Here is a 22,928-nt window from a genome sequence, read left to right as displayed (position 1 = left end):
ACCCGGGGATAGCCGGTGGCCTTCCTCTCCTACGCGGCACCGGCGACGACCTGGCTGGAGGCGCTGCCCCTCGGCAACGGCAAGCTCGGCGCGATGTGCTGGGGTGACGCCTCCACCGCTCGTTTCGATCTCAACGACGAAACCGCATGGTCTGGAAGCCCGCAGAGCGAACGCCTGCAGGCCGGACCGGACGAGGACACGGCGCGGCGCCTGCTGGCAGATGCCCGGGAGTTCATCGCGGCGGGGCGCCCGGTCGAGGCGGAGACCCCCGTCGCGGCGCTGCAGTCCGATTACACGCAGTCGTACCTGCCGCTCGGGACGTTGGAGCTGAAGGTGCCCGCGGGCGGCCCGGCCCCGGGACCCTACCGACGCGTGCTCGACCTCGACGAAGCCCTGCACACCGTCACCTCGGGACGGATCACGCAGCGCACCGTCGTGTCACACCCGCACGGGGTGCTCCTGCACGTCATCGACGGGCTACCTGCCGGTGCAGGGGTCGGGGTATCTCTCACCAGCCCTCTGCAGGTCATCGGCCGGTCGGCGGATGCGTTGTTCCTCCGACTGCCGTCCGACGTCGCCCCCGGCCACGAGCCCTCCTACCCTCCGGTGAGCTGGAGTGCCGACCCCCGGTCCAGCCTCGAGGCAGCGATCGTCACGCGCGTGCTGACGGAGACGACCTCGGCGGGGGACGTACGCGTCGTCGTGTTCGCTGCAACGGCCACCACCTACGTGTCCCCGCTCCAGGCACCGCGCGGCACGTGCACGGATGCTGCGGCGGAAGCGACCGCTCGTATCGAGGCGGCCATCGACGCCGGCGCGGATCGTGTTCTCGCTGACCATAGCCACGACTTCCGGCGACTGATGGGGCGGGTCGGCATCGACCTCGGCCCGCAGGACGACACCGCCCCGACGAATACCCGGGTGGCAGCAGCAGCCGAGCACCCCGGTGGGCCACTGGCAGCCGACCCGTCCCTTGCTGCCCTGCTGTTCGATCTCGGGCGATACCTGCTGATCTCCTCATCCCGCCCGGGCGGTCTGCCGGCGACGCTGCAGGGCATCTGGAATGACAGCATGCAGCCTCCGTGGAGCTCCAACTACACGACCAACATCAACCTGCAGATGAACTACTGGGCCACCGATGTCGCACACCTCCCGGAGGCGGGCGAGCCGCTCCTGGACTTCATCGAAACGCTCTCCGTGGCGGGACGTGCCACCGCGCAACGCCTGTACGGGGCTCGTGGATGGGTGGTGCACCACAACTCCGACGCCTGGGCCTACAGTTCCCCGGTCGGTGGTGGGCACGGCGATCCGTCCTGGGCGTTCTGGCCGATGGCGGGGCCATGGCTCGTGCGCCACCTGGCCGAGCGCATCAGTTTCGGGGACAGCGCGCTGGTGGAGCGGGCCTGGCACATCATGCGGGGTGCCGCAGAGTTCGCACTCGACTGGATGGTGCGGATTCCCGGCGCCGAGGGCGCTCCTGAGGGGTGGGGGACGCGCCCTTCGACGTCACCCGAGAACCAGTTCGTGACACCGGGCGGTGCTTCGGCATCCCTCGGTACGTCCAGCACCATGGATATGTCGTTACTGCGCGAGCTCTTCCAGACCGTACTCGACACCGCGGAGAGACTCGGCCGCTGTTCCGATCCTGTTGCCCGGGAGGTCGCGGCACGCATCGGAGCAATCCCCGTCGCTCCACCCCTCGGTGGGAACGGCGGCATCAGGGAGTGGTCGGATGACGCGGCTGCCGTCGACCCCCACCACCGTCACCTCAGCCACCTCTATTCGCTGTACCCCGGCTCGGCGACCTACGACGACGCGCACCGCACGGCTGCCGCCCGAACCCTCGTGAACCGCGGCGACGACTCCACGGGCTGGTCCCTGGCCTGGAAACTCGCCCTCTGGGCCCGACTCGGCCGTCCCGACAAGGTCTCCGACCTCCTGCGCCTCCAGTTCCGACCGGCAGGCAGCGTGAGCGGACCCTTTGCCGGCGGCCTCTACCCCAACCTGTTCGCAGCACATCCACCGTTCCAGATCGATGGCAACCTCGGGTTCGTGGCGGCGCTCGCCGAGACCCTGATCCAGAGCCACGACGCGCGGATCGTGCTGCTGCCCGCACTTCCTGGTGAACTCGCCACGGGGAGCCTGCGCGGCCTCGTCGCACGGCCCGGTGTGGTCGTCGACCTCGAATGGGCTGACAGCGCACTGACCGCCGTGACACTCGTTGCCCGTGACGCACCCGTCCACGTGACGGTGGAATACCTCGACCGCAGCTTGACGATCCGCATCGACGCCGTCGGGCGCACCCGACTCACCGCTTCCGACTTCGGCCACCGCGGGTCATGACAAGGGCAGGACCGGCAGCTCCGCTTCGACCTCCCACGGGGAATGAGCGACGGCGGGCCACCGGGAACACCCGGTGGCCCGCCGTCGTGGAGCTTCGCCCCCAGCGGTTCGTCCTAGCGGTTCGCTCCCGCACGGTCCCGCACGTCGGCATCCAGTTCGGACAGCTCCTGCGCGGCGCGGTCGAGGTCGGCCCTGAGGATCTCCACCGGGCCGGCGCTGTGCCGGCCGTGGGAGGGTTGCACGGCGACGACGTCGGAGTCCTTCAGGATCTCCGTATCGCCGCCCTGTCGACGCCCGGCCGCGGTATCGGGCTGGGCAGGCGCTGAAGCCGAGGGGGCTCCGGCGACGGCCGGCGTGGTACCCGTCGCTGCCGGTGACATCGACGCGGCGGGACCCGCGGGGGGCGCCTGGGCGAAGTCGACCGTGCGGCGCAGCGGGCTCTCCTTGATGAACAGCACGCAGACGAGGCCGATGACCGCGATGACCGCCGTGATGAGGAAGATCATGGCCGTGCTGTCGCCGTAGGCGGCACGCACGATGTCGGCGATCGGTGCGGGGAGGTCGACGAGGTCGAGCGAGCCGCCCGCCGCTCCGCCCGTCGTGGGGATCCCGGCGGCCGCCAGGCCCTCGGTGGTCTTGTTCTCCACCCGCGTGCCGAGGAGGGCACCCAGGACGGCGACACCCGCGGCACCGCCCATCGAGCGGAAGAACGCGACCGACGCACTGGCGGACCCGATGTCCTTGACGGCCACGGTGTTCTGGACCGCGAGGACCAGGTTCTGCAGCATCAGACCGAGGCCCAGGCCGAACACGAACGTGTAGATCCCGACGAGCCCGAGGTGGGTCAGGTGGTCGATGGTCCCCGCGAGGCCGAGGCCTGCGATGAGGAACAGGGCACCTGCGACGATGTAGCGCTTCCACTTGCCGTACTTGGTGACGAGCAGCCCGGCGCCGATGGATCCCAGCAGGTTGCCTGCGATCATGGGGAGGGTCAGCAGCCCGGCCTCGGTCGGCGTGGCGCCACGGGCCACCTGGTAGTACTGCCCGAGGTAGCTCGAGCTGGCGAACAGGGCGATACCGACGGCGATCGAGGCGATGATGGCCAGGGCCGTGGTGCGCTCGGAGATGATCTTGAGCGGGATGATGGGCTCGGCCACCTTCGACTCGACCACGAGGAGCAGCGCGAGCAGGATGACGCTGCCGCCGACCATCAGGGCTGATTCGCGGGAGAGCCACCCGTAGTAGCCCTCCTTGCCCGCGAAGGAGACCCAGATGAGGAGCAGGCTCACACCGGCGGTCAGGAGGATGGATCCGAGCCAGTCGATGCGTGCCTTGCGGCGCGTGTCGGGGAGCTTCAGGGTGATCTGCAGGAGCACCAGGGCGATGATCGCGAGGGGCACGCAGACGAAGAACGTCCAGCGCCAGCCGAGCGGGGAGTCCACAATGAAACCGCCGAGAAGCGGTCCGCCCGCAGTCGCGACGGCCATGACGCCGCCCATGTAGCCGGAGTACCGGCCACGCTCACGCGGCGCGATGATCGTGCCGATGATGGCCTGTGCCAGTGCGGTGAGACCGCCCATGGCGACACCCTGGATGACGCGCGCCGTCAGGAGCAGCGGGATGCTCTCCGCGAAACCGGCGAGGACGGAGCCGGCGACGAAGATGACGATGCTGGCCTGCACCAGGATCTTCTTGTCGAACAGGTCGGCGAGCTTGCCCCAGATCGGCGTGGTCGCGGCGTTGGCCAGCAGCGCGGCGGTGATGACCCATGCGAAGTCCGTCTGGGAGCCGTTGAGGTCGCTCATGATGGTGGGCAGGGCATTGGCGACGATGGTGCTGCTGAGGATCGCCGTGAACAGGCCCGCGAGCAGACCCGTGAGCGCCTGCAGGATCTGCGCGTGGCTCATGGGCTCCCCGGCCCCGGTGGGTGCGGCGGGCGGTTGCGGCTCGGCGACCGCAGCGGCCTTCGCCTTGGTGGATCGGGTGGCCATCAGCGTTCTTCCTTCATGATCTCGGTGGTGCGATTCGGATGACGGCCGTCGTTGCCCGTGCGGTGTGCGGTGGTGCGGGGTGTCCTGGCCGGTTCTGCGGGCCCGGACGGCGCCGCACCGTGGGAAGAAGGGGCGGCGGAGCGGAGTGCTGCGGTGAGGTGCTGGACGGAATGCGACGCCACCTCGGCCTCGGCCTCGGTCCAGCCGGAGAGGATCCCGCGGAGCGTCTCGGCCCTGCGCTCGTAGGTCTCGGCGAGGTACGTCCGCCCCTCCCCCGACAGCGAGAGCAGGCAGGCCCTGCCGTCCAGCGGGTCCGGCGTCCGCACCACGAAGCCGTACTGCTCCAGGTCGGCAAGCTGCCGGCTCAGGGCGGACGGCCCGATGCCGAGCCTCCCTGCGAGGGCCGACGCCCGCATCGGGCCGCCCTCCCCGATGAAGAAGAGGACGCCGGTGTGCGCCGGCCCCAGCTCCGAGTACTTCATCCCGGCGGCGGTGACGCCCCGCAGGGCACGCTGCAGATCGAAGATGTGGTGCACCAGCTCTGCAGCGGTGTGCTGCGCTACTGACATGGGTACTCCTGGCCTCGTATACTTTGTTGCTCTAAGTAACTGTACGCTCCTCGTTTCGTTAGGTCAACTAAATAAACACCCGCTGATCCTGCCCGGAGGCCGCCCGGGATCCCACACACTGGGACCGCCTCGAACTGCGGGAAGGCGTTCGCACGTCCGTGGCGCCGTCAAGAAATCCCGGAATCTCCGCCTGACGCTTGCGGTTTCGACCTACACCCTGTTAGGCCTGATACACAAGGGCAGTTGGATCATCTGTCGAGGAGCGCCCATCCCGGGCCGCGGAGAAGGACGTTCGCCATGACACGCAAGGAACCTCGAGTAATCGAGCCGGACGAGAAGAACATCGAGGTCGCGGACCATCCGAAGGAATGGGCCGCGGGCCTGCCGGGCGTCTACTACTCCATGAAGCCGGCCATCGAGCACATGGGCGTGGAACGCACGCTGAAGACAGTGCTCAAGATGAACCACAAGGACGGCTTCGACTGCCCCAGCTGTGCCTGGCCGGACCCCGCCAAGCGGAAGACCTTCGAGTTCTGCGAGAACGGCGCCAAGGCCGTCACCTGGGAAGCCGCCCCGGTGGTCATCTCCTCCGAGTTCTGGGCCGAGAACTCCCTCAGCGACCTGCGCGCCCGCTCCGAGTTCTGGCTGGGCATGCAGGGCCGGCTCGTCGAGCCCGTCTACAAGCCCGCCGGCGAGGACCACTACCGGCCGGTCAGCTGGGACGAGGCCTTCGAGATCATCGGCACCAAGCTCAAGAGCCTCGACTCCCCCGACGAGGCCGCCTTCTACACCAGCGGCCGCACCTCGAACGAGGCCGCCTTCCTGTACCAGTTGTTCGCCCGCGGTTTCGGCACGAACAACCTGCCCGACTGCTCCAACATGTGCCACGAGTCCTCCGGCTGGGCCATGGGGCAGACCATCGGGATCGGCAAGGCCACGGTCACGTTCGAGGACTACGAGAACGCCGACCTGATCATCGTCATGGGCCAGAATCCCGGGACGAACCACCCGCGCATGCTCACAGAACTCGAGAACTGCAAGCGCAACGGCGGCCAGATCGTCGCCGTCAACCCGCTCCCCGAGGCGGCGCTCAAGCGCTACAAGAACCCGCAGACGGTCCGTGGCGTGGCCGGCAAGGGCACCGAGATCGCCGACCAGTTCCTCCAGGTCCGGCTCGGCGGTGACATGGCGCTGCTCCAGGCGGTGTCGAAGCGCGTCTTCGAGGCCGAGGCGAAGAACCCCGGGACGGTCCTGGATCACGCGTTCCTCGAGGAGCACTGCGAGGGCCTGGACGAGCTCCGCGACTACCTGCTGACGCTCGACGACGCCACGGTCGTCGAAGCCACGGGGCTGCGGGTCGAGGAGATCGACGAACTGGCCGACCGTTATCTCGCCGCGGACAAGGTCATCATCACCTGGGCCATGGGCATCACGCAGCAGAAGAAGGGCGTGGCCACGATCAAGGAGATGATCAACCTCCTCCTGCTGCGCGGCAACATCGGCAAGCCCGGAGCGGGAGCCTCCCCCATCCGCGGCCACAGCAACGTCCAGGGCGACCGCACGATGGGCATCTGGGAGCAGATGCCCGCCACGTTCATGGACGCGCTCGGCAGGGAGTTCTCCTTCGAGCCGCCCCGCGAGCACGGCGCCGACGCCGTCGAGGCGATCAAGCGCATGCGGGACGGACGGGTCAAGGCGTACATCGCCCTCGGCGGGAATCTCGTCTCGGCCATCTCGGACACGCAGGTCGCCGAGGAGGCGTTCGAGAAGACCGACATGACGGTGCAGATCTCCATCAAGCTCAACCGCTCGCACCTGATCACCGGCAAGGAGGCGCTGATCCTGCCCTGCAAGGGGCGGACGGAGATCGACCGCCAGGCCACGGGTGAGCAGTTCGTCTCGGTCGAGGACACCGTCTGCGCGGTCCATGCCTCGCGCGGCACGGTGGAGCCGGTCTCCGACAACCTCCTGTCCGAACCCGCCATCATCAGCCGCCTCGCCCGCGCCACCCTGGACGGCAGGCTCGACGCCGACTGGGAGGGCTTCGAGAAGGACTACGACCTGATCCGCGACCACATCTCGCGCGTGGTGGAGGGTTGCGAGGACTACAACCGGAGGATCCGCCTCGACGGCGGCTTCGTGATGCCCAACGGGCCGCGGGACTCACGCACGTTCAACACGCCCACGGGCAAGGCCGTCCTCACGGTCAACGACCTCGAGTACCTCGAGCGCCCCGAAGGCACGCTGATCCTGCAGTCGCTGCGCGCCCACGACCAGTGGAACACCACCATCTACAGCCATAACGACAGGTACCGCGGCATCAAGAAGGGCCGCCACGTGGTGTTCATCAACCCGGAGGACATCGCCGAGCTGGGCCTGACGGACGGGCAGAACGTGGACATCCACGGTGTGTACGACGACGGCGTGCAGCGTGTGCTGCGTGCCTACCGCGTCGTGTCGTATCCGACGGCGCGCGGCTGCGCCGCCTCGTACTACCCGGAGGCGAATGTCCTCGTGCCGCTGGACGAGGTGGCACAGGGCAGCAACACACCGACCTCCAAGCAGATCATCGTGCGGTTCGAGCCCAGCAGCCACACGGCACCGACGGAGCACTACTCCGCGGCGACCGCCCCGGCTCCCGAGCCCGAGGCCGACGGTTTCCCGGATGCCCGGACGGAGAAGACTCCGGCGAAGGAGGCCGCGGCGTCGAGCGTCTGACGCACGCTCCTGCGGGCACGACCGGGGACGTGCCGGACAGGGCCGGGTGGGCGACCACCCGGCCCTGCCGCATCCTGGGGAGCCGGACCCGGTGCTGCCGGGCTCGGGAGCCGGTACTGCCCGCGCGCGACAGGTCCGCGTAGACTGCTCCGGTCACGAAGACCACGAGGGGCGGAGCCGGTGGACCAGAAGGACCTGCAGGACGAGCCGCGGAACCAGCAGGACCACGAGCAGGACCACCACCACGACCAGCAGCGTCGCGTCATCCGCGTCCTGGTGGTCGCGCAGATCCTCGGCGGACTGGGCGCGGGTGCCACGCTCTCCCTCGGTGCGCTCCTGGCGGCCGAGACCTCGGGCTCGAGTGCCTGGTCCGGCATGGCGGCGACGATGGCCACTCTAGGAGCCGCCGCCGCAGCAGTTCCCCTCGCCACGCTCGCCCAGCGCAGGGGCCGACGGATCTCCCTCGCCACAGGTGCTGTCGTCGCCTGCCTCGGCGCCCTCCTCGCCATCACGGCAGCCTCTCTCGCCTTCTTCCCGCTGCTGCTGGTCGCCCTGGTCCTGCTCGGCGCAGGAGCAGCGACGGGTCTCCAGGCACGCTTCGCAGCGACCGACCTCGCCACCGAGGACACCCGCGGACGCAGCCTCTCCGTCGTGGTGTGGTCCACCACCATCGGCGCCGTGCTGGGCCCGAACCTCTTCGAGCCGGGCCAGGTCGTGGCCGGTGTCCTCGGTATCCCCGCGCTCAGTGGGGGCTTCGTCTTCACTGCCGGGGCGCAGGCCGCTGCCGCACTCGTCTACTCGCTGGGGCTACGTCCCGATCCCCTCCTGACGGCCCTGAGCCGCGACGCCGCGAACCGTCCGGCGGATGCGCCCGCCCCGCCGAAGCGGCGCGGTCTCGCCATCCTCGCCCGCAATCCGGTCGCCCGCTTCGCCGTCGTGGCCATCGCGGCCGGCCATGCGGCGATGGTGTCCGTCATGTCCATGACGCCCGTCCACCTGCACGACCACGGTGCGGGCCTGTCCGTCGTCGGACTGACCATCAGCCTGCACGTGGCCGGGATGTACGCGCTGTCCCCCGTGTTCGGCTGGGTCGCGGACCGTGCCGGCAAAATCCAGGGGATCCTCCTCGGGCAGGTGCTCCTGCTCGCGGCGCTGCTGACGGCATGGCAGGCCTCGGGATCGGAGGCGGGGGTGACGATCAGCCTAATCCTGCTCGGGCTGGGCTGGTCCGCGTGCATCGTGTCAGCGTCGGCCCTCCTCGCAGGAGCCGTGGAGATCGCCGAACGTGCCCCGGTCCAGGGCTCGTCGGACCTGGTCATGAACCTCGCCGGCGCTCTCGGCGGCGCACTCGCGGGCCCGGCCCTCGTGCTCCTGGGTTACTCGGGCCTCGGCCTGACCGCAGCGGTGCTCGTGGGCGTCGTCCTGGCCTGGACACTCGCACGCCTGGCCCGGCACACCCCGACGCCCGTCCCGGCCTGATGCCCGACGGCTACTGCGCCGAGCCGGTCCAGCCCTTCTGCTCGTGCGTCTCCTCGTCCTTCTGGATCACGGTCGTCACGGTGGTCGCAGCCTTCTCGACGGCGGCGCTCGTCTCCTCCCGGCTCTTCGTGGTGACGGTGCCGGCGGCGTAGCCCACCAGGAAGGCGCTGATGACGCCGGCGTGCGGTCCCACCAGGTGCGCCGAGCGGTCGGCCAGTTCCACGATCCGGGGGTGGTCCACTTCGAGGTCGAGGATCTGGAGCGCCTGGGTCAGAGTGCGGCTCCAGTCGCTGAGGGTGCGCTCTTCTTCGTCTGGCGTTGCCATGGTGTCTCCTCGCGTCGGGGCGTTCCTGGGCTGCCGACGCTCGCCGGCAACGCTCCCCAAGCTGTATCACCGCCGTACCGGTGCATCAAGGACTGCCGCAGTCTTTCCGGCCCTCCTTGACTTCGTTCGGGTGCGGGGATGTAATTCCTTCCGGCACGGTGACACGATTCACCTGCCGACTTCGGCAGGACCACCTCGACGGAGAGGAACCGTTCACCATGACCATCCCGTACTCCACCAGGACCGGGCGGCTCCGCCTGGCAGCAGCCCTCGCAGCCGCGATGCTCCTGGCGGCCGGCACCGACGCCACGGCCATCGCGGCCCCACCCCTCGACCCGGCGGCCACGACGCCGATCGCCATGAAAAAGACACCACGGGCGTCGGGCGTGGACTTCGGCCCGAACGTGACGGTCTTCGATCCGAGCATGCCCGTGAGCGAGATCCAGGCCACGGTCGACGCCGTCAACGCACGACAGATCGACAACGAGATGGGCGCCGAACGGACGGCCCTCCTGTTCCTGCCGGGCACCTACGGCACCGACGCCGAACCCCTGCAGTTCAGGGTCGGCTACTACACCGAGGTTGCGGGTCTCGGTGCCTCACCGTCCGACGTCGTCATCAACGGCAAGATCGAGGTGTACAACCGCTGCCTCGAGGACAACGGGACGAGCAACTGCATCGCGCTCAACAATTTCTGGAGGACGCTCTCCAACCTCACCCTCGAGGTCAACGGTGCCGGCCAGGACGGCTGCCGCGCGACGGCGAACTTCTGGGCGGTCTCCCAGGCCGTCTCGCTGCGGCGCGTCGACGTCACCGGCGGAACGCTCTCGCTCATGGACTACTGCACCGCCGGACCCCAGTTCGCGAGCGGCGGTTACCTCGCCGATTCGAGGGCCGGGGACATCGTCAACGGGTCGCAGCAGCAGTGGTTGACCCGCAACAGCGAGATCGGCAGCTGGTCCAACGGCGTCTGGAACGCCGTCTTCTCGGGGACCGAGGGTGCACCCTCGGACGAGGGCTTCCCCACTCCCCCGTACACGACCCTCGACCGGACGCCCGTCAGCCGGGAGAAGCCCTACCTGGTCGCGGACTCCTCCGGCGCCTACAGCGTCCGCGTCCCCGCGGCCCAGGTGGACTCCCGCGGCATCTCCTGGAAGGACGGCCTGACGCCGGGGCGCACCATCCCGCTGTCCGAGTTCTTCGTCGCGAAGCCCGGCGATCCGGTGCAGGCCATCAACAACGCGCTCGCCCGCGGCAAGCACCTCCTCCTCACCCCCGGAGTCTACGACATCGCGCAGACCATCGCGGTGAAGCGGGCGGACACCGTCGTGCTCGGGCTGGGGCACGCCACCCTGACCGCCGTGGACGGCGCGGTGCCGATGCGCGTCGCGGACGTTCCGGGGGTCGTCATCGCCGGTGTCACGATCGACGGCGGCACCGTCAACTCCCCCGTCCTGCTGCAGGTCGGGACGAAGAACGGCAACAACGGCGCGAAGCACAGCGACCCCGCCAACCCGACGACGCTGAGCGATGTGTACTTCCGGATCGGCGGCCCCCACGTGGGCAAGGCGGACCTCAGCCTCGAGATCAACAGCGACGACGTGCTGATCGACCATACGTGGGTGTGGCGGGCAGACCACGGTAACGCGGGATCCTTCGGCTGGGACGTCAGCACCGGGCTCAACGGCGTGATCGTGAACGGTGACGACGTCACGGCCACAGGCCTCTTCGTGGAGCACTACCAGGAGTACAACGTCATCTGGAACGGCGAGAACGGCCGCACGGTCTTCTTCCAGAACGAACTGCCCTACGACCCGCCCAACCAGGCGGCCTGGCAGCACGACGGCGTCCTCGGCTGGGCCGGCTACAAGGTGGCGGACGACGTGGAGCAGCACACGCTCTGGGGCGGCGGCTCGTACATCTTCACCAACGTGGACCCGAGCATCCATGCCACCCGCGGGTTCGAGGTGCCGGACACTCCCGGCGTGGTGCTGAACCACCTCCTGACCGTGAACCTCGGGGCAGGCACCATCGACCACGTGGTGAACGACACCGGTGCGCCCGTGAGCAACGCGAACACCGGCACCCCGAGCTATGTGGAGCGCTACCCGTAGCGCATCGGGCGTGCATCGATAGGAGGGGCCGGGGCGATGCTCCGGCCCCTCCTGTCGATGCACGCCGGCGAGTACCGGCTACGCCCCTGTGACGGTGCACCCAGGACGGGTTGCCCACTTGACGTTAATGTACCCCCATGACCAAGACGCGCTCAGCAGTAGCGATCTATGCTCGTATCTCTCAGGATCGGACTGGGGAGGAGTTGGGCGTAAAGCGGCAACTCGATGATTGCCGATCCGAGGCGGCGCGGCGTGGCTGGCAGGTGGCGCAGGAGTACGTTGACGATGATGTTTCCGCCTACTCGGGGAAGAAGCGCCCCGCTTATGAGCAGATGTTGCTAGATATCAAGGAGGGCCGGCGGGACGGCGTGATCGTGTGGCATATGGATCGACTGCACCACCGCCCTATCGAGCGCGAGCGATTTGTCGATACCTGCACACGCGCAGGAGTGCGCGATGTCGTCACACTCTCAGGAGACATCGATCTGGCTAAAGGAGACGGCCTACTCATGGCGCGACTACTAGCAGCGGTCGCGGCCAATGAATCCGATTCAAAGCGCCGACGAGGCCAGCGCAAGTCCCGGGAGATCGCCGAAGCCGGACAGCCCCACATGGGCGGGCCCCGCGTGTTTGGCTTCCTGGACGATAAGACAACTCATCACCCAAGCGAGGCTGCGGTCATCCGCGACCTGGCCGCGCGCGCCCTGGCCGGTGAGACGCTCATATCTATGGCGACCTGGTTGCAGGACAACGACGTGCCAACCGTGGGAGGCAAGGAGTGGCGCACCAACACCCTCAGGACGCTGCTCACGAACCCGCGCAACTGGGGCATGCGCGTGCATCAAGGGAACATCATCGGCCCGGCGGCCTGGGACCCAATCATCAGCCCCGATCAAGGCGAACGCCTGCGCCGGCTACTGCTAGACCCTGCCCGCCGGACGAACCGTAGCGCCCGCCGATACCTGCTCACCGGACTCCTGATCTGCGGCAAATGCGGGACGAAACTCAACTCCGCGCCCCGAGGGGAAATCCGCCGTTATGGCTGCCGCCAGGGCCCGGACAGCCGCGGCTGTGGAGGCATCTACATCTACGCCGAAATGATCGAGAAGTTCATCGCCCAAGCGGTGCTCTACCGACTGGACTCCCCCCTAATGCACGAAGCCCTTACCGGTGGCGACGATGACCAAGACGAAGCCCGGACGATGGCAGATGCAATACAGGCCGACATCAACAAGTTGGATGAGCTCGCAGCCATGTGGGCGGACAACGACCTCTCACGCGCCGAGTGGTTGAAAGCTCGGAAACGAATTGAGGAACGTTTGGAGGCCAACCGCAAAACATTCGCCCGTCTGACTCGCCGGGATGCCGTCGCGGATTACATCGGCCACGGCGACGAGCTCCGCGCACAGTGGGACGGCCTGAATCTTTCCCGGCAGGTGGCGATCGTCAAAGCCGTGCTGAACCACGTCACGATCCTGCCGGCCGAGAAGGTCGGCCGCCACGGACTGGACCCGAACCGCGTCGTACCGGACCGGCGGCAGTAGGGGCCGGCCGAGCCGTCACGTGCTCGGCGCTGGCGCGCCATGCGCGCGTGTCCGGCTCACCCCGACGCCCAGCAGCACGCCAATCTCCCGCAGAGCCGCAATATCGGTGACCTTTTCCGGAATCCCCTGCGCCTGACAACTCGCCTTGACCCAAGCAGCCACTACATCAGGCTCCATCATCACGCACCCCACTGCGCCCAGATAGCAGGAGGACCAGCCCACTCCTCTACCGAGGACGAGGACCATTCGAGGCCAGGGGAAGTGCCCATATAATCGCTGGCCTGGCCCATGACTTGTGCTGCTGAAACCCCTGTCAGGGTCACACCGAGCGGCCGGAAACCCTGGGCAACGTCGTACCTATGCAATCCGAACACCCGTGCGCCGGGATCAGTGAAGGACTTGGAGACATACTTCGACAAGTAGCCGGCCGCGAGCCGAGCCTCAGCCAGCGCCCCGAGCCCACACCGAGCCCGCCAAGGAGCTTGATGTGTACGAAACCCCGCCCCCATGCCGCATGAATACGTTCCCGCGGGATGAACCGGCCCACCGCGAAATGCACATGCAGACCATGATTCGTCTTATGCCACTCAGGAACCCACACATAAGGAAACGGCTCACCGCTAAGCGCAGCTCTGAGGCTGCGGAAAAACTCCGCCACATCCAGACGGAGCTGCTTCGGATCGTGGCAACCAGCGCCGGCATACGTCAATGTACCCAGGCGGTTCAGCCGATTAGCCGCGCAATAGCGACGGAGCTTAGCGCGAGCACGTCGCCCCGCCTCCGACGCTGCCCGATCAGGGTCAGCCGCCGACCCCTTTGCCACATAACTGCGTGGCGGCCGCTGCGAACTGACGTAACAGCCGCCTCCCTCACCGGCAGCAGGGTAAAGCGTGAACGACCATCCGGCGTCAGGAGTAATGAGGCGCTGAAGCGGATGAGAAATAGCAGTGGCAGGCATGAGGACCCCAGGGACGAAACCGACAAGGAATCGCCGAGGTCCACTGACAAGGAGAGTTAGAAGAAGGAAGAAGCGACAGGGACCCCAGCATCCGGTCTCGCTCCGGCGGGCCCAACTCTGTCATTAACCGTTGAGCAATTTGGGTCGCGGGCCTACCACGATGCTCAGCCCCTCAGGAGGACTACCGAAAAATTGAACCTTAGGGCCCTGAGTTGGTTCTGCCCGGTCCTAGAAGCAGTTTGCCATACCAGTAACATCCGTGTCACTAGCACCACCACATTTAGGAAGGCAACCGCCAGACTCCTGGTGCTCGCACGCCAAAGCACTCCTGCAGGCCGGGCAGCGCCTACGACCAAGCGCAGGGTAGCTAGGTGCCCCAAACACTCCCCCGAGTTATGTTGCTATTTCAAGTGAAGTAGCTCCGGCTGCGCCGGAGCTAACTCTCACCCCGTCCTAAGACTCTAGGCTTGCTCGAGCCGTCGAAATGGCAGGCGAGATATCACCGTCGCTCAACCAAGCACTGCCGGAAGTGTCAACGATTAAACCAGCAAGCCTAAGTCTTTCCGCAAAGGCGTTACGCTTGGCCGGCGAACCGTCGTATCGGACAACGTGACGCCCAGCGGCGTCGCTGAAAGCTTTCACTCTGCCCACTTCTACAAGTACTGTTCTGTCCCGTCCTAAGGCATCAGCAATTCCCGCCTCGTAATAGACGTTTGGTCTCGCTTGACCCATTTTTTGGCTTTCTTCGGTCGGATCATCCTCCCGAACGAGGTCTGGTCGGAGTTGCACAACGTCATCGGGCGTGAATAGGACGACGACTGCGTCCGCCATCGCTAGTCCGGTTTGTACAACGTCTCCAACATAGGGGTTGGGCAAACCAGTCCTTGCAACGGCTTGCTCCCACTCCACGACCCGTAGGCCTAGCGCCCGAAGGAAGGCGACTATTGCGGCGTATGCTTCACCGTCACGACCGGTCACCACGAAAACACTGATCCGATCGCCGGGGCCGTTCACTCTAACCGATGCCTCTTGTGCCGTCGGACCAGGAAGCGCCAAGCTATTTTGTGCGAAGCCAGCAGGGCCGGTGATGTATTGATCTGTCACATCGACCGCACGACCTGCAGCTTTCGCTTCGAGGCTTGGGCCCCCAAGTAACATGAGACCAGAATCGACATCTTCTTGCCTAATTTGAGGAATCATTGCTGATGTGTGCCAATCGCTTGCACTAATGCGGATTCTACTGAGCAGCTCTGGCCCTATCGACCTGCCATTGATCGTAATTGGTTTGCCTTCCCTATAAGGCTGCAAAAATTGCCTCTCAAGGGTTTCCTCATCCATGTCGGTTTTAATTTCGTCGTGCCGTTCACCGCGGACGGATACGCGGGCATGGTAATAACTCAAGGGCTTCCTGTTCTAACAAACTCTGTCCGAGGGCAGAAGTATTTACGGTCTGGGATCAACGAAATATTGCTATCGGATGAAGGACAACAGCTGGGTACTCGAAAACGATATCGCTCTCCGTGAGAACTACACCTAGAGTCGCAGCAGGTCCGATCATGTTTGTCATCCCCGAGGTCAAGGTGGTGACCTCCAAAGCAGTGGGAGGCGTGTCTCGCACTACCCGGAGTGCAGGAAGCTTTTCGCCCTCGTCCAAAAGCGATTCGATCTGCCCAACAACCGTGAACTCTCCTTCGACGCTTTGGCCGCCTCCGACGAGGTACTGCTCGTCAAGGCCAGCCATTATCCTAGGGTCGCCGATTCCGAAGGGCGCGATTTGAACCAAGAGATTTTTCGAGTCATTCTTACCCCTCATCAATCCGCTCATCATTCGAGCGTTCTTCTTCATCTCACCGACGTCTTTTGCCGGTAGTTTGAAAATTGAATCGGCACTGCTCGATGCATTCGCAAAAGAGATGAAAGTCGAAAAAACCTTGTGCAATGGGGCAAGGCTGACCCGAGCCTTAAACTGGACTGTATCCCCGACGCCCATTTCACCGCGCGTGGGCAGGTCCCAACCGTCCAGAGTGCCGAAGGCCCCGGCGGACTGCACATAGTTGTACCAAGCATCGAATGAGGAGAACCGGGTTCTAGTTCGAACAAGTTCTTCCTGAATGTCGCTTTTTTTGGTCTGGCCTCCGGACTGTCTAGCCGACCCCGACCCAAGAGTTCCGTCGAGGCCTCCTTCTCTAGCTTCCGAAGCTTTCTGAATTATCTCATCGACCTTTCCGGCTTCCATAGCGGAAAGGGAATTTATGATTGTTTCATGATTCAAGTACATAAACTCGCGATGGACCCTGGCTTTTGGCTTGTTATACCCCATCTTCACAACATACCAGTGGGCCCGCTGACGGTGCTTTGGTAACTTGTCGGGTTGCCCACGTGCGTGGCACCCGTGCCAGCGCACACAGGGCCTAGGCCGAGTCCCGCTCCACGAGCTGCAGCCCGTGACCGGGGTGGGCCGGCTTCTCCAGCCCGTCGAGGTCGGCTAACACCAGCGCGGCGAGGTAGCGGGCCTGCACCCCGATCGACTGCGACACCGTCGTGAGCGGAGGTGCCGCGAGCCGCGCCGCGGGCACGTCATCGACGCCCACCACCGCGCAGTCGTCCGGGCAGGACAGCCCTTCGGACCGCAATCCGGCGAGCACCGCGAGCGCGACGTCGTCGTTGTAGGCGGCGACGGCGGTGACCCCCTCCTCCCGCCACCGACGGACAGCGGTCGCAGCGTCGACGGCCTCGAGGCCGACCGGCAGCACCGTGGGTTCCTCGAGGGCCAGCTCGGCGCAGGCCCGCCGGACGCCGAGGAGGCGATCCCGGGCGAAGATCTCGAGCCGCGCATCCGTGGGCCAGGCATAACCGAAACGCCGGTGTCCACGGGCGGCGAGGTGTCGGACCTGCAGCGCGCCGATCTCGAGCTGGCTCTCCGCGGGGAGCCCGGCGTCCGGCCGGTGCTCCTCACCGAGGGTGCCGAGCACCTGGATCCCCGCACGGCGCATCGCGAGGAGATCGTCGTCGGCGAACGGAGCGAACCCGATGACCGCGCGGGGTGTCACGGCACGCCAGAGGTCGCTCAGGGGCCGTGTCCTCCGGCCGTGGTGCACAAGGACGGACAGCCCGCGGCCGGACAGTCCGTCGGCGAGCTCGTCCAGCAGCGTCTCGATCACGGGGCCCACGGGCCAGTCCGGCAGGATGCACAGCACCAGGTCGCTGCGACCGGTGCGCAGCGCGCGGGCCGCGGCCGAGGGGGCGTACCCGAGCCGGGCCGCGGTCTCGTGCACGCGGCGCCGGGTCTCCTCGGAGATGCTGACGCCGCTCCGGCCGGTGAGGACGTAGCTGACGGTGGTGCGTGAGACGCCGCTCTCGCGGGCCACGTCGGCGCTCGTGATAGCCGGCATCACTCCCCCTCCCCGTACCCGTCCGTTGCCAGCCAGTCTAGGTCGGGGCACCGGACGGGAAGCCCGGGCCGTCCGGCAGGACACCGACCGGTGAGCCGGGGCCGCCCGCGCGGACGGCGCTCGGCGTCGTCCCGCACCACCGACGCACGCACCGCGTCAGCGCCGACTGCTCGGACAGGCCCACGAGTCCCGCGACCTGCTGGAGCGGCAGGTCGGTTCGCGTGAGCAGCCGCAGCGCCGCTTCACGGCGGGCGTCGTCGAGCAGCACCTCGAAGGTGGCACCCTCGGCGGCCAGTCGACGCTGGAGGGTGCGCGGGTGCACCCCGAGGAGCCGGGCCGCCGCATCGATCCGCGGCGGCGAGGTACCGAGCATGCGGTCGATGGCGTTCCTGACCTGCGGCGCGACCACCCGGCCGGGTTCGCGGAAGTGGCTGTGCAGGTACTCGAGGGCGATCTCGCGGAGCGTGCCGTCCACGCCGTCCAACGGCCGGTCCAGCAGGCTCCGCGGCACCCGCAGGAGCGACGCCGGCTGTCCGAACCGCACCTCGGCGCCGAAGAACCCGGTGTACCGGGCGGCAGGCACCTTGGGCTGGTGCGAGAGATGGACCGAGTGGAGACCGTACGGCCCGTCGACGAGGAAGCGGATCATCCGGTGCGCGAAGGCCAGGATCGCGTCGGTGGCCTGGCGCGGCGGCGTCCCCTGCGAGGAGCCGTAGCAGAGGCCCAGCGACCCGCTCCGTCCCTCCGGGTCCGGCACGATCGTGAAGCGGAGCACCGGGCTGTGGAGGAAGAGGAACTGGGACGCGCAGTCGAGCGCCGCACCGACGGTCGGTGAGTTCTGCACGGCCACCGCGAGCGGGCCGAGGATGCCGATGTCCTGGTACTCCGACATGCGCAGGCCCAGATCGGGACAGGGCAGCTGGCGGGCCGCGCCCTCGAGGAGCTTTGCCATGGCGACATTGGAGACGAGCACGTCGTCGCTGTCGATCGCCTCCTGCGGCACGCGGTACTGCGCCGCGAGCTCCGTCGCGTCCCCGCCGAACTGCTCGACGACGTCGCGAAAGCCGCGCATGCCGGCGGATCGGATGACGGAGCCCATGTCGTCCAAGGGTAAATACCTGTCGCGTGAAGTCAAGCCCGGCCCCGCCGCCCGCCGGGACAATGGGAGGATGGACACTTCCCTCGAACACCTCGACGTCGTGATCGTCGGCGCCGGCCTGTCCGGCATCGGAGCCGCCTACCGGGTCTCCACGGAACTGCCGGGCAAGAGCTTCACCGTCCTCGAGGCGCGCGGCGCGATCGGCGGCACGTGGGACCTCTTCCGCTACCCGGGCGTCCGCTCCGACAGCGACATGTTCACGCTCGGATACCCGTTCCGCCCGTGGACGGAGGCGAAGGCGATCGCCGACGGCTCCTCGATCCTGCAGTACATCCGCGAGACCGCGGAGGACCCCCGCATCCGCGAGCGCATCCGCTTCTCCACCAGGCTGGTCGGCGCGGCCTGGTCCTCGGCGGACGCCCGCTGGACGCTGGAACTCGACGTGACGGACGACGACGACGGCCGTGTCACGACCGAGCGCCAGCAGCTCACCTGCGGGTTCCTCTACCTGTGCAGCGGCTACTACGACTACGACCACGCGTACGAGCCGTCCTTCACCGGCCACGAGTCCTTCCAGGGCGAGACCGTGCGCCCCCAGTTCTGGCCCGAGGACCTCGACTACGCGGGCAAGCGCGTCGTCGTGATCGGCAGTGGCGCCACCGCCGTCACGCTCGTCCCGTCCATGGCACAGGACGCCGCGCACGTGACCATGCTGCAGCGCTCCCCCACCTACATCACGGCCGTGCCGAGCCGGGACAGGTTCTCGGACGCCGTACGCCGGCACCTGCCCGCCGGGATCGCCCACCACGTGGCCCGCGCCAAGAACGTCCTGTTCACGCATGCCTTCTACCAGCTGTGCCGCCGCCGCCCGGAGATCGCCAAGAAGCTCATCCGCACGCAGACCGCACGGATCCTCGGCGACGAGAAGACCGTGGAGGAGAACTTCACCCCCGCGTACAACCCGTGGGACCAGCGCCTGTGCGTCGCGCCCGGCGCCGACTTCTTCAAGGCCCTGAAATCCGGCAGGGCCTCCGTGGTCACTGACACCATCGATACGTTCACCCCCACCGGCATCCGCCTCGCCTCGGGACGGGAGCTGGAGGCCGACGTCGTCGTCCCGGCCACGGGCCTGGTGATGCTGCCGCTCGGCGGTGCCACCTTCACCGTGGACGGGCGTCCCGTGGACCTCGGCGACTCGTGGGTGTACCGGGGGCTGATGGTCAGCGGCGTGCCGAACCTCGCCCTGTGCGTGGGCTACACCAACGCCTCCTGGACGCTCCGGGCGGACCTCAGCTCGCGCTACGTCTGCCGCCTCATCAAACACCTCGACCGCAACGGCCACCGCTACGGCGCCCCTGTCGCCGACGGCGACATGAAGGCCCGGCCCATCCTCGACCTGACCTCCGGCTACGTGCAGCGCGCCGTCCCGGCCTTCCCCAAGCAGGGCGACCGGCAGCCGTGGACCATGCGGCAGAACTACCTGCTCGACGCCCCCACGGCGCTCCGCGGGAACCTGGCCAGGAACATGGTCTTCGACGCACCCGCCCCGCCCACCGCCCCCGCGCCCGACCTGCAGGAGATCCACGCATGAGCATCCGCCCCTTCCAGTTCGCCGGTGCCACCGCCGTCGTCACCGGAGCCGCGGGAGGGATGGGCGAGCACCTCGCCCGCGGCCTCGCCGAGCGCGGCAGCACCCTGCTGATCGTCGACCGCGACGCGCAGAGGCTCGACGCCGTCGCCGCCTCCATCCGCGCCACCTACCCCGGCGGCGGGGTCACCACGTTCGTGGCCGACCTCGCGGACCGCGACGCCGTCGATCGCCTCGCCGCCGATCTGCTGGCCGCGACCGACCGGGTGGACCTCCTGGTCAACAACGCCGGCGTGGCGCTGGCCGGGCAGTTCGACCAGATCAGCCTGGACGACTTCGACTGGGTCATGGCCATCAACTTCTCCGCACCCGTGCGTCTCACGCACCACCTGCTGCCGAGGATGAGCGCGGGCGGGCACATCGTGAACGTCTCGAGCCTGTTCGGGCTCGTAGGGCCGAAGGGCCAGACGGCCTACTCGTCCAGCAAGTTCGCACTGCGCGGGTTCACCGAGGCGCTCCGCAACGAGCTGCTGCCGCGCGGCATCGGCACCACGACCGTGCATCCCGGCGGTATCCGGACGGGCATCGCGCGCAACGCGCGCATCGGGGGGAACCTGAGGGACGTCGACGTGGAACGCGCGAAGGACGACTTCGACAAGCTCCTCACGTTCCCTGCCGAGAAGGCCGCCGAGCTGATGCTCGAGGCCGTCAAGGCCCGGCGGCCCCGCCTGCTGATCGGGCTGAGCGCCAAGGTGCCCGACGTCGTCGCCCGCCTGGCGCCGATGTCCTTCGGTACCCTCGAGCGCAGCGGGACGAGGCTCCTCCGTCTCGCCGGGAAGGCGCGGCGATGAGCGGCGCCGGACGGTCACCGGCGCGCGCGTCTTCCCCGACAGCACCGGACGGCGGCTTCCTGGCCGTCGACGGGATCCGCGTCCGCTACCGCGACGAGGGTACGCGGGACCAGCCTCCCGTACTCCTGCTGCACGGCATCGGGCGCAGCCTGGAGGACTGGGAGGGACTGTACGGCAGGCTCGCACCGGACCACCGGGTCATCAGCGTGGACCTCCCGGGGTTCGGCCTGTCCGAGCGGACCGCGGGCCGCTACTCGCTGGAGTCGATCGCGCGGTTCGTCATCGCGGCCCTGGACACCCTCGGCGAGCACCGGCCGCTGCACCTGGTGGGCAACTCGCTCGGCGGCGCGGTGGCCATGAAGATCAGCGCACTGGAACCGGCGCGCGTGCGGAGCGTCGTGCTGGCGAACAGTGCGGGCTTCGGCAAGGAGGTCACCCTCGCACTGCGCATCCTCGCGATCCGTCCACTCGGCCGGCGGCTCATGAAGGACAAATCACGCAAGGTCGCGTACCGCACGGAACGCGCACTGTTCTTCGACAGGACGTTCGTCACGGAGGAACGGCTCGACCACGCACAGGCCGTCGGCGGGAACCCGGTGCACGACGAGGTACTGCTCGCGGTCGCACGGCATCTCGGCACGTTCCGCGGGGTGCGCCGTCGCTGGCGGACCGAGCTCCTGCGCACGATCGCGGCGCAGCACAAGCCGATGCTCGTGGTGTGGGGCGAGGATGACCGCATCCTGCCGGCGTCGCACCTCGAGCACGCCCGGGCAGTCTTCCCGCACGCGGAGTTCCACCTGTTCGAGAAGACCGGGCACATGCCGCAGATCGAACGCGAGGAGGAGTTCGACGCCCTCGTGCGGCGGTTCATCGGCGGGGTCGAGGCGCGGGGGTAGCCCGGCGACTCTCCCCTTCCCGCAGCGAGCGCCGGATGATGGAATGGTCCATGACTCGCGTCGTCTTCTACACGGCCTCCACGCTCAACGGCTTTCTGGCCGACGAGCACAACTCGCTGGACTGGCTCTTCGCCGTCGACCGTCCTCCGCCCCCTGCGAACTACGAGCGCTTCTTCGAGTCCGTGGGTGTGCTCGTGGAAGGCTCGACGACGTACGAGTGGGTGCTGGCGTTCGAGCATCTCCTCGAGGAGCCCGAGAAGTGGCGGACCCTGTACGCGGATCGGCCCACCTTCGTCTTCACCACGAGGGACCTCCCCATCCCGGAGGGTGCGGACGTGCGGCTCGTCTCGGGCGACGTGCGGCCGGTGTTCGAGCAGATCCGCGAGGCAGCGGGTGGGCGGGACATCTGGATCGTGGGCGGCGGTGATCTCGCGGGCCAGTTCCTCGCCGCCGGCCTGCTCGACGAGCTCGAGGTGGCCCTCGCACCCGTCACCCTGACCGGAGGGGCGCCGCTGCTGCCCCTGCGCGTCGAGTCCGACCGGCTGACCCTCCGCTCCGTCGAGCAGCAGGGGCAGTTCGCGGTACTGGTCTACGACATCGCGCACGAGGACACCTGAGTCCGCGCCCGGTCCGCCGTGCGGTCTGGCCGCCGCATCGGAAGCGGCGTACAGTCCAGCCATGATCAACGACGATCCGACCATCACCGACCCCGACCACTACTCGGTGCTCTGGGAGAACGACCTCGTCCGCGTCCTCGAGTACGTCGACGAACCGGGCGACGCGACGACGCCCCACGATCACCCGAACAGCGTCCTGATCGCGCTGAGCTCCTTCTCACGCCGGCTCTCCGCCGGCGACAGGGTCTTCGATACGCGACTCACCGCCGGCCAGGCCGTGTGGCTGCCGGCGCAACGCCACTCCGGGGAAAACACGGGTTCGACACCGAGCCGGGCGATCCTCGTGCAGCTGAAGGGGACCGCGGCAGGAGAAGCATCTGCGGATGTCCTCGGCCCCGATGACTGACGACCGACCTGCGGCTTCGCCCCGGCTTCGGGGGATCT

At 67.6% G+C, this 22,928-nt stretch carries 18 protein-coding genes; 10 read left to right on the top strand and 8 right to left on the bottom strand.

Going from position 1 to position 22,928, the window contains the following annotated elements:
* Window positions 1-15 precede the first annotated feature (15 nt).
* Window positions 16-2,343 (top strand): glycosyl hydrolase family 95 catalytic domain-containing protein, encoded by a 2,328-nt coding sequence (locus AC4D2C_RS11660; RefSeq protein WP_490915024.1) that lies wholly within the window; start codon window positions 16-18, stop codon window positions 2,341-2,343.
* Between the two features lie 113 nt (window positions 2,344-2,456).
* On the opposite strand, the gene AC4D2C_RS11655 is transcribed toward AC4D2C_RS11660, so the two are convergent.
* Window positions 2,457-4,250, bottom strand: coding sequence for an MFS transporter (locus tag AC4D2C_RS11655; RefSeq protein WP_490915272.1), 1,794 nt, complete (start codon window positions 4,248-4,250; stop codon window positions 2,457-2,459).
* Window positions 4,251-4,333: 83 nt separating this feature from the next.
* Window positions 4,334-4,903, bottom strand: a complete 570-nt coding sequence (locus AC4D2C_RS11650; protein ID WP_490915022.1) for a MarR family winged helix-turn-helix transcriptional regulator — start codon at window positions 4,901-4,903, stop codon at window positions 4,334-4,336.
* 297 nt (window positions 4,904-5,200) lie between these two features.
* Here AC4D2C_RS11650 and AC4D2C_RS11645 point away from each other — a divergent pair, with 297 nt between their 5' ends.
* Together AC4D2C_RS11645 and AC4D2C_RS11640 are read left to right on the top strand one after the other, a co-directional pair.
* Complete coding sequence (locus AC4D2C_RS11645) at window positions 5,201-7,621, top strand: FdhF/YdeP family oxidoreductase (RefSeq protein WP_490915020.1); 2,421 nt, start codon at window positions 5,201-5,203, stop codon at window positions 7,619-7,621.
* A gap of 180 nt (window positions 7,622-7,801) precedes the next feature.
* Window positions 7,802-9,100: an MFS transporter gene (locus tag AC4D2C_RS11640; RefSeq protein WP_490915018.1), complete on the top strand. Its 1,299-nt coding sequence runs from the start codon at window positions 7,802-7,804 to the stop codon at window positions 9,098-9,100.
* 10 nt (window positions 9,101-9,110) lie between these two features.
* Here AC4D2C_RS11640 and AC4D2C_RS11635 read toward each other — a convergent pair whose 3' ends face one another.
* Window positions 9,111-9,425 carry a DUF6457 domain-containing protein gene (locus tag AC4D2C_RS11635; RefSeq protein ID WP_490915016.1) on the bottom strand — a complete coding sequence of 105 codons (315 nt, stop codon included), beginning with the start codon at window positions 9,423-9,425 and terminating at the stop codon, window positions 9,111-9,113.
* A 218-nt stretch (window positions 9,426-9,643) separates the two neighbouring features.
* Here AC4D2C_RS11635 and AC4D2C_RS11630 point away from each other — a divergent pair, with 218 nt between their 5' ends.
* Complete coding sequence (locus AC4D2C_RS11630) at window positions 9,644-11,539, top strand: pectate lyase-like domain-containing protein (protein WP_490915015.1); 1,896 nt, start codon at window positions 9,644-9,646, stop codon at window positions 11,537-11,539.
* A gap of 137 nt (window positions 11,540-11,676) precedes the next feature.
* Entirely contained in the window at window positions 11,677-13,083 is a 1,407-nt protein-coding gene (locus tag AC4D2C_RS11625) for a recombinase family protein (RefSeq protein ID WP_490915013.1), read from the top strand.
* A gap of 319 nt (window positions 13,084-13,402) precedes the next feature.
* On the opposite strand, the gene AC4D2C_RS11620 is transcribed toward AC4D2C_RS11625, so the two are convergent.
* From AC4D2C_RS11620 to AC4D2C_RS11600, 5 genes are all read right to left on the bottom strand, one after another.
* On the bottom strand, window positions 13,403-14,041 hold the full coding sequence (locus AC4D2C_RS11620) for a rolling circle replication-associated protein (protein WP_490915011.1): 639 nt from the start codon (window positions 14,039-14,041) through the stop codon (window positions 13,403-13,405).
* A gap of 453 nt (window positions 14,042-14,494) precedes the next feature.
* Window positions 14,495-15,442 carry a TIR domain-containing protein gene (locus AC4D2C_RS11615; RefSeq protein ID WP_490915009.1) on the bottom strand — a complete coding sequence of 316 codons (948 nt, stop codon included), beginning with the start codon at window positions 15,440-15,442 and terminating at the stop codon, window positions 14,495-14,497.
* Between the two features lie 55 nt (window positions 15,443-15,497).
* A complete protein-coding gene (locus AC4D2C_RS11610; protein WP_490915007.1) occupies window positions 15,498-16,361 on the bottom strand; it encodes a DUF6414 family protein in 864 nt (287 codons plus the stop codon).
* Window positions 16,362-16,452: 91 nt separating this feature from the next.
* The gene (locus AC4D2C_RS11605; RefSeq protein ID WP_490915005.1) at window positions 16,453-17,433 is read right to left on the bottom strand and encodes a LacI family DNA-binding transcriptional regulator; all 981 of its coding nucleotides are present in this window, start codon (window positions 17,431-17,433) and stop codon (window positions 16,453-16,455) included.
* Between the two features lie 37 nt (window positions 17,434-17,470).
* Window positions 17,471-18,532 (bottom strand): AraC family transcriptional regulator, encoded by a 1,062-nt coding sequence (locus tag AC4D2C_RS11600; RefSeq protein WP_490915003.1) that lies wholly within the window; start codon window positions 18,530-18,532, stop codon window positions 17,471-17,473.
* A gap of 70 nt (window positions 18,533-18,602) precedes the next feature.
* Here AC4D2C_RS11600 and AC4D2C_RS11595 point away from each other — a divergent pair, with 70 nt between their 5' ends.
* The 5 genes from AC4D2C_RS11595 to AC4D2C_RS11575 all read left to right on the top strand — a co-directional run bounded on the left by AC4D2C_RS11595 (window position 18,603) and on the right by AC4D2C_RS11575 (window position 22,890).
* Window positions 18,603-20,123 (top strand): flavin-containing monooxygenase, encoded by a 1,521-nt coding sequence (locus tag AC4D2C_RS11595; RefSeq protein WP_490915001.1) that lies wholly within the window; start codon window positions 18,603-18,605, stop codon window positions 20,121-20,123.
* Entirely contained in the window at window positions 20,120-20,971 is an 852-nt protein-coding gene (locus AC4D2C_RS11590) for an SDR family NAD(P)-dependent oxidoreductase (protein ID WP_490914999.1), read from the top strand. The genes AC4D2C_RS11595 and AC4D2C_RS11590 overlap by 4 nt, the downstream gene beginning before the upstream one ends.
* Entirely contained in the window at window positions 20,968-21,867 is a 900-nt protein-coding gene (locus AC4D2C_RS11585; protein ID WP_490914997.1) for an alpha/beta fold hydrolase, read from the top strand. Before AC4D2C_RS11590 ends, AC4D2C_RS11585 begins: the two co-directional genes overlap by 4 nt.
* Before the next feature lie 50 nt (window positions 21,868-21,917).
* Complete coding sequence (locus AC4D2C_RS11580; RefSeq protein ID WP_490914995.1) at window positions 21,918-22,484, top strand: dihydrofolate reductase family protein; 567 nt, start codon at window positions 21,918-21,920, stop codon at window positions 22,482-22,484.
* Window positions 22,485-22,545: 61 nt separating this feature from the next.
* Entirely contained in the window at window positions 22,546-22,890 is a 345-nt protein-coding gene (locus AC4D2C_RS11575) for a cupin domain-containing protein (protein ID WP_490914994.1), read from the top strand.
* Window positions 22,891-22,928: the final 38 nt, after the last annotated feature.

It is taken from the genome of Arthrobacter sp. TJ-240 (assembly GCF_058269195.1).
This window is presented reverse-complemented; position numbering and strand designations above follow the sequence as displayed.

Coding starts and splice junctions, on each gene's coding strand:
- AC4D2C_RS11650 (WP_490915022.1), bottom strand. CDS start 4,903: ATGTCAGTAGCGCAGCACACCGCTGCAGAGCTGGTGCACCACATCTTC.
- AC4D2C_RS11610 (WP_490915007.1), bottom strand. CDS start 16,361: ATGGGGTATAACAAGCCAAAAGCCAGGGTCCATCGCGAGTTTATGTAC.
- AC4D2C_RS11625 (WP_490915013.1), top strand. CDS start 11,677: ATGACCAAGACGCGCTCAGCAGTAGCGATCTATGCTCGTATCTCTCAG.
- AC4D2C_RS11620 (WP_490915011.1), bottom strand. CDS start 14,041: ATGCCTGCCACTGCTATTTCTCATCCGCTTCAGCGCCTCATTACTCCT.
- AC4D2C_RS11590 (WP_490914999.1), top strand. CDS start 20,120: ATGAGCATCCGCCCCTTCCAGTTCGCCGGTGCCACCGCCGTCGTCACC.
- AC4D2C_RS11655 (WP_490915272.1), bottom strand. CDS start 4,250: ATGAGCCACGCGCAGATCCTGCAGGCGCTCACGGGTCTGCTCGCGGGC.
- AC4D2C_RS11580 (WP_490914995.1), top strand. CDS start 21,918: ATGACTCGCGTCGTCTTCTACACGGCCTCCACGCTCAACGGCTTTCTG.
- AC4D2C_RS11585 (WP_490914997.1), top strand. CDS start 20,968: ATGAGCGGCGCCGGACGGTCACCGGCGCGCGCGTCTTCCCCGACAGCA.
- AC4D2C_RS11575 (WP_490914994.1), top strand. CDS start 22,546: ATGATCAACGACGATCCGACCATCACCGACCCCGACCACTACTCGGTG.
- AC4D2C_RS11635 (WP_490915016.1), bottom strand. CDS start 9,425: ATGGCAACGCCAGACGAAGAAGAGCGCACCCTCAGCGACTGGAGCCGC.
- AC4D2C_RS11605 (WP_490915005.1), bottom strand. CDS start 17,433: ATGCCGGCTATCACGAGCGCCGACGTGGCCCGCGAGAGCGGCGTCTCA.
- AC4D2C_RS11645 (WP_490915020.1), top strand. CDS start 5,201: ATGACACGCAAGGAACCTCGAGTAATCGAGCCGGACGAGAAGAACATC.
- AC4D2C_RS11630 (WP_490915015.1), top strand. CDS start 9,644: ATGACCATCCCGTACTCCACCAGGACCGGGCGGCTCCGCCTGGCAGCA.
- AC4D2C_RS11600 (WP_490915003.1), bottom strand. CDS start 18,532: ATGGGCTCCGTCATCCGATCCGCCGGCATGCGCGGCTTTCGCGACGTC.
- AC4D2C_RS11595 (WP_490915001.1), top strand. CDS start 18,603: ATGGACACTTCCCTCGAACACCTCGACGTCGTGATCGTCGGCGCCGGC.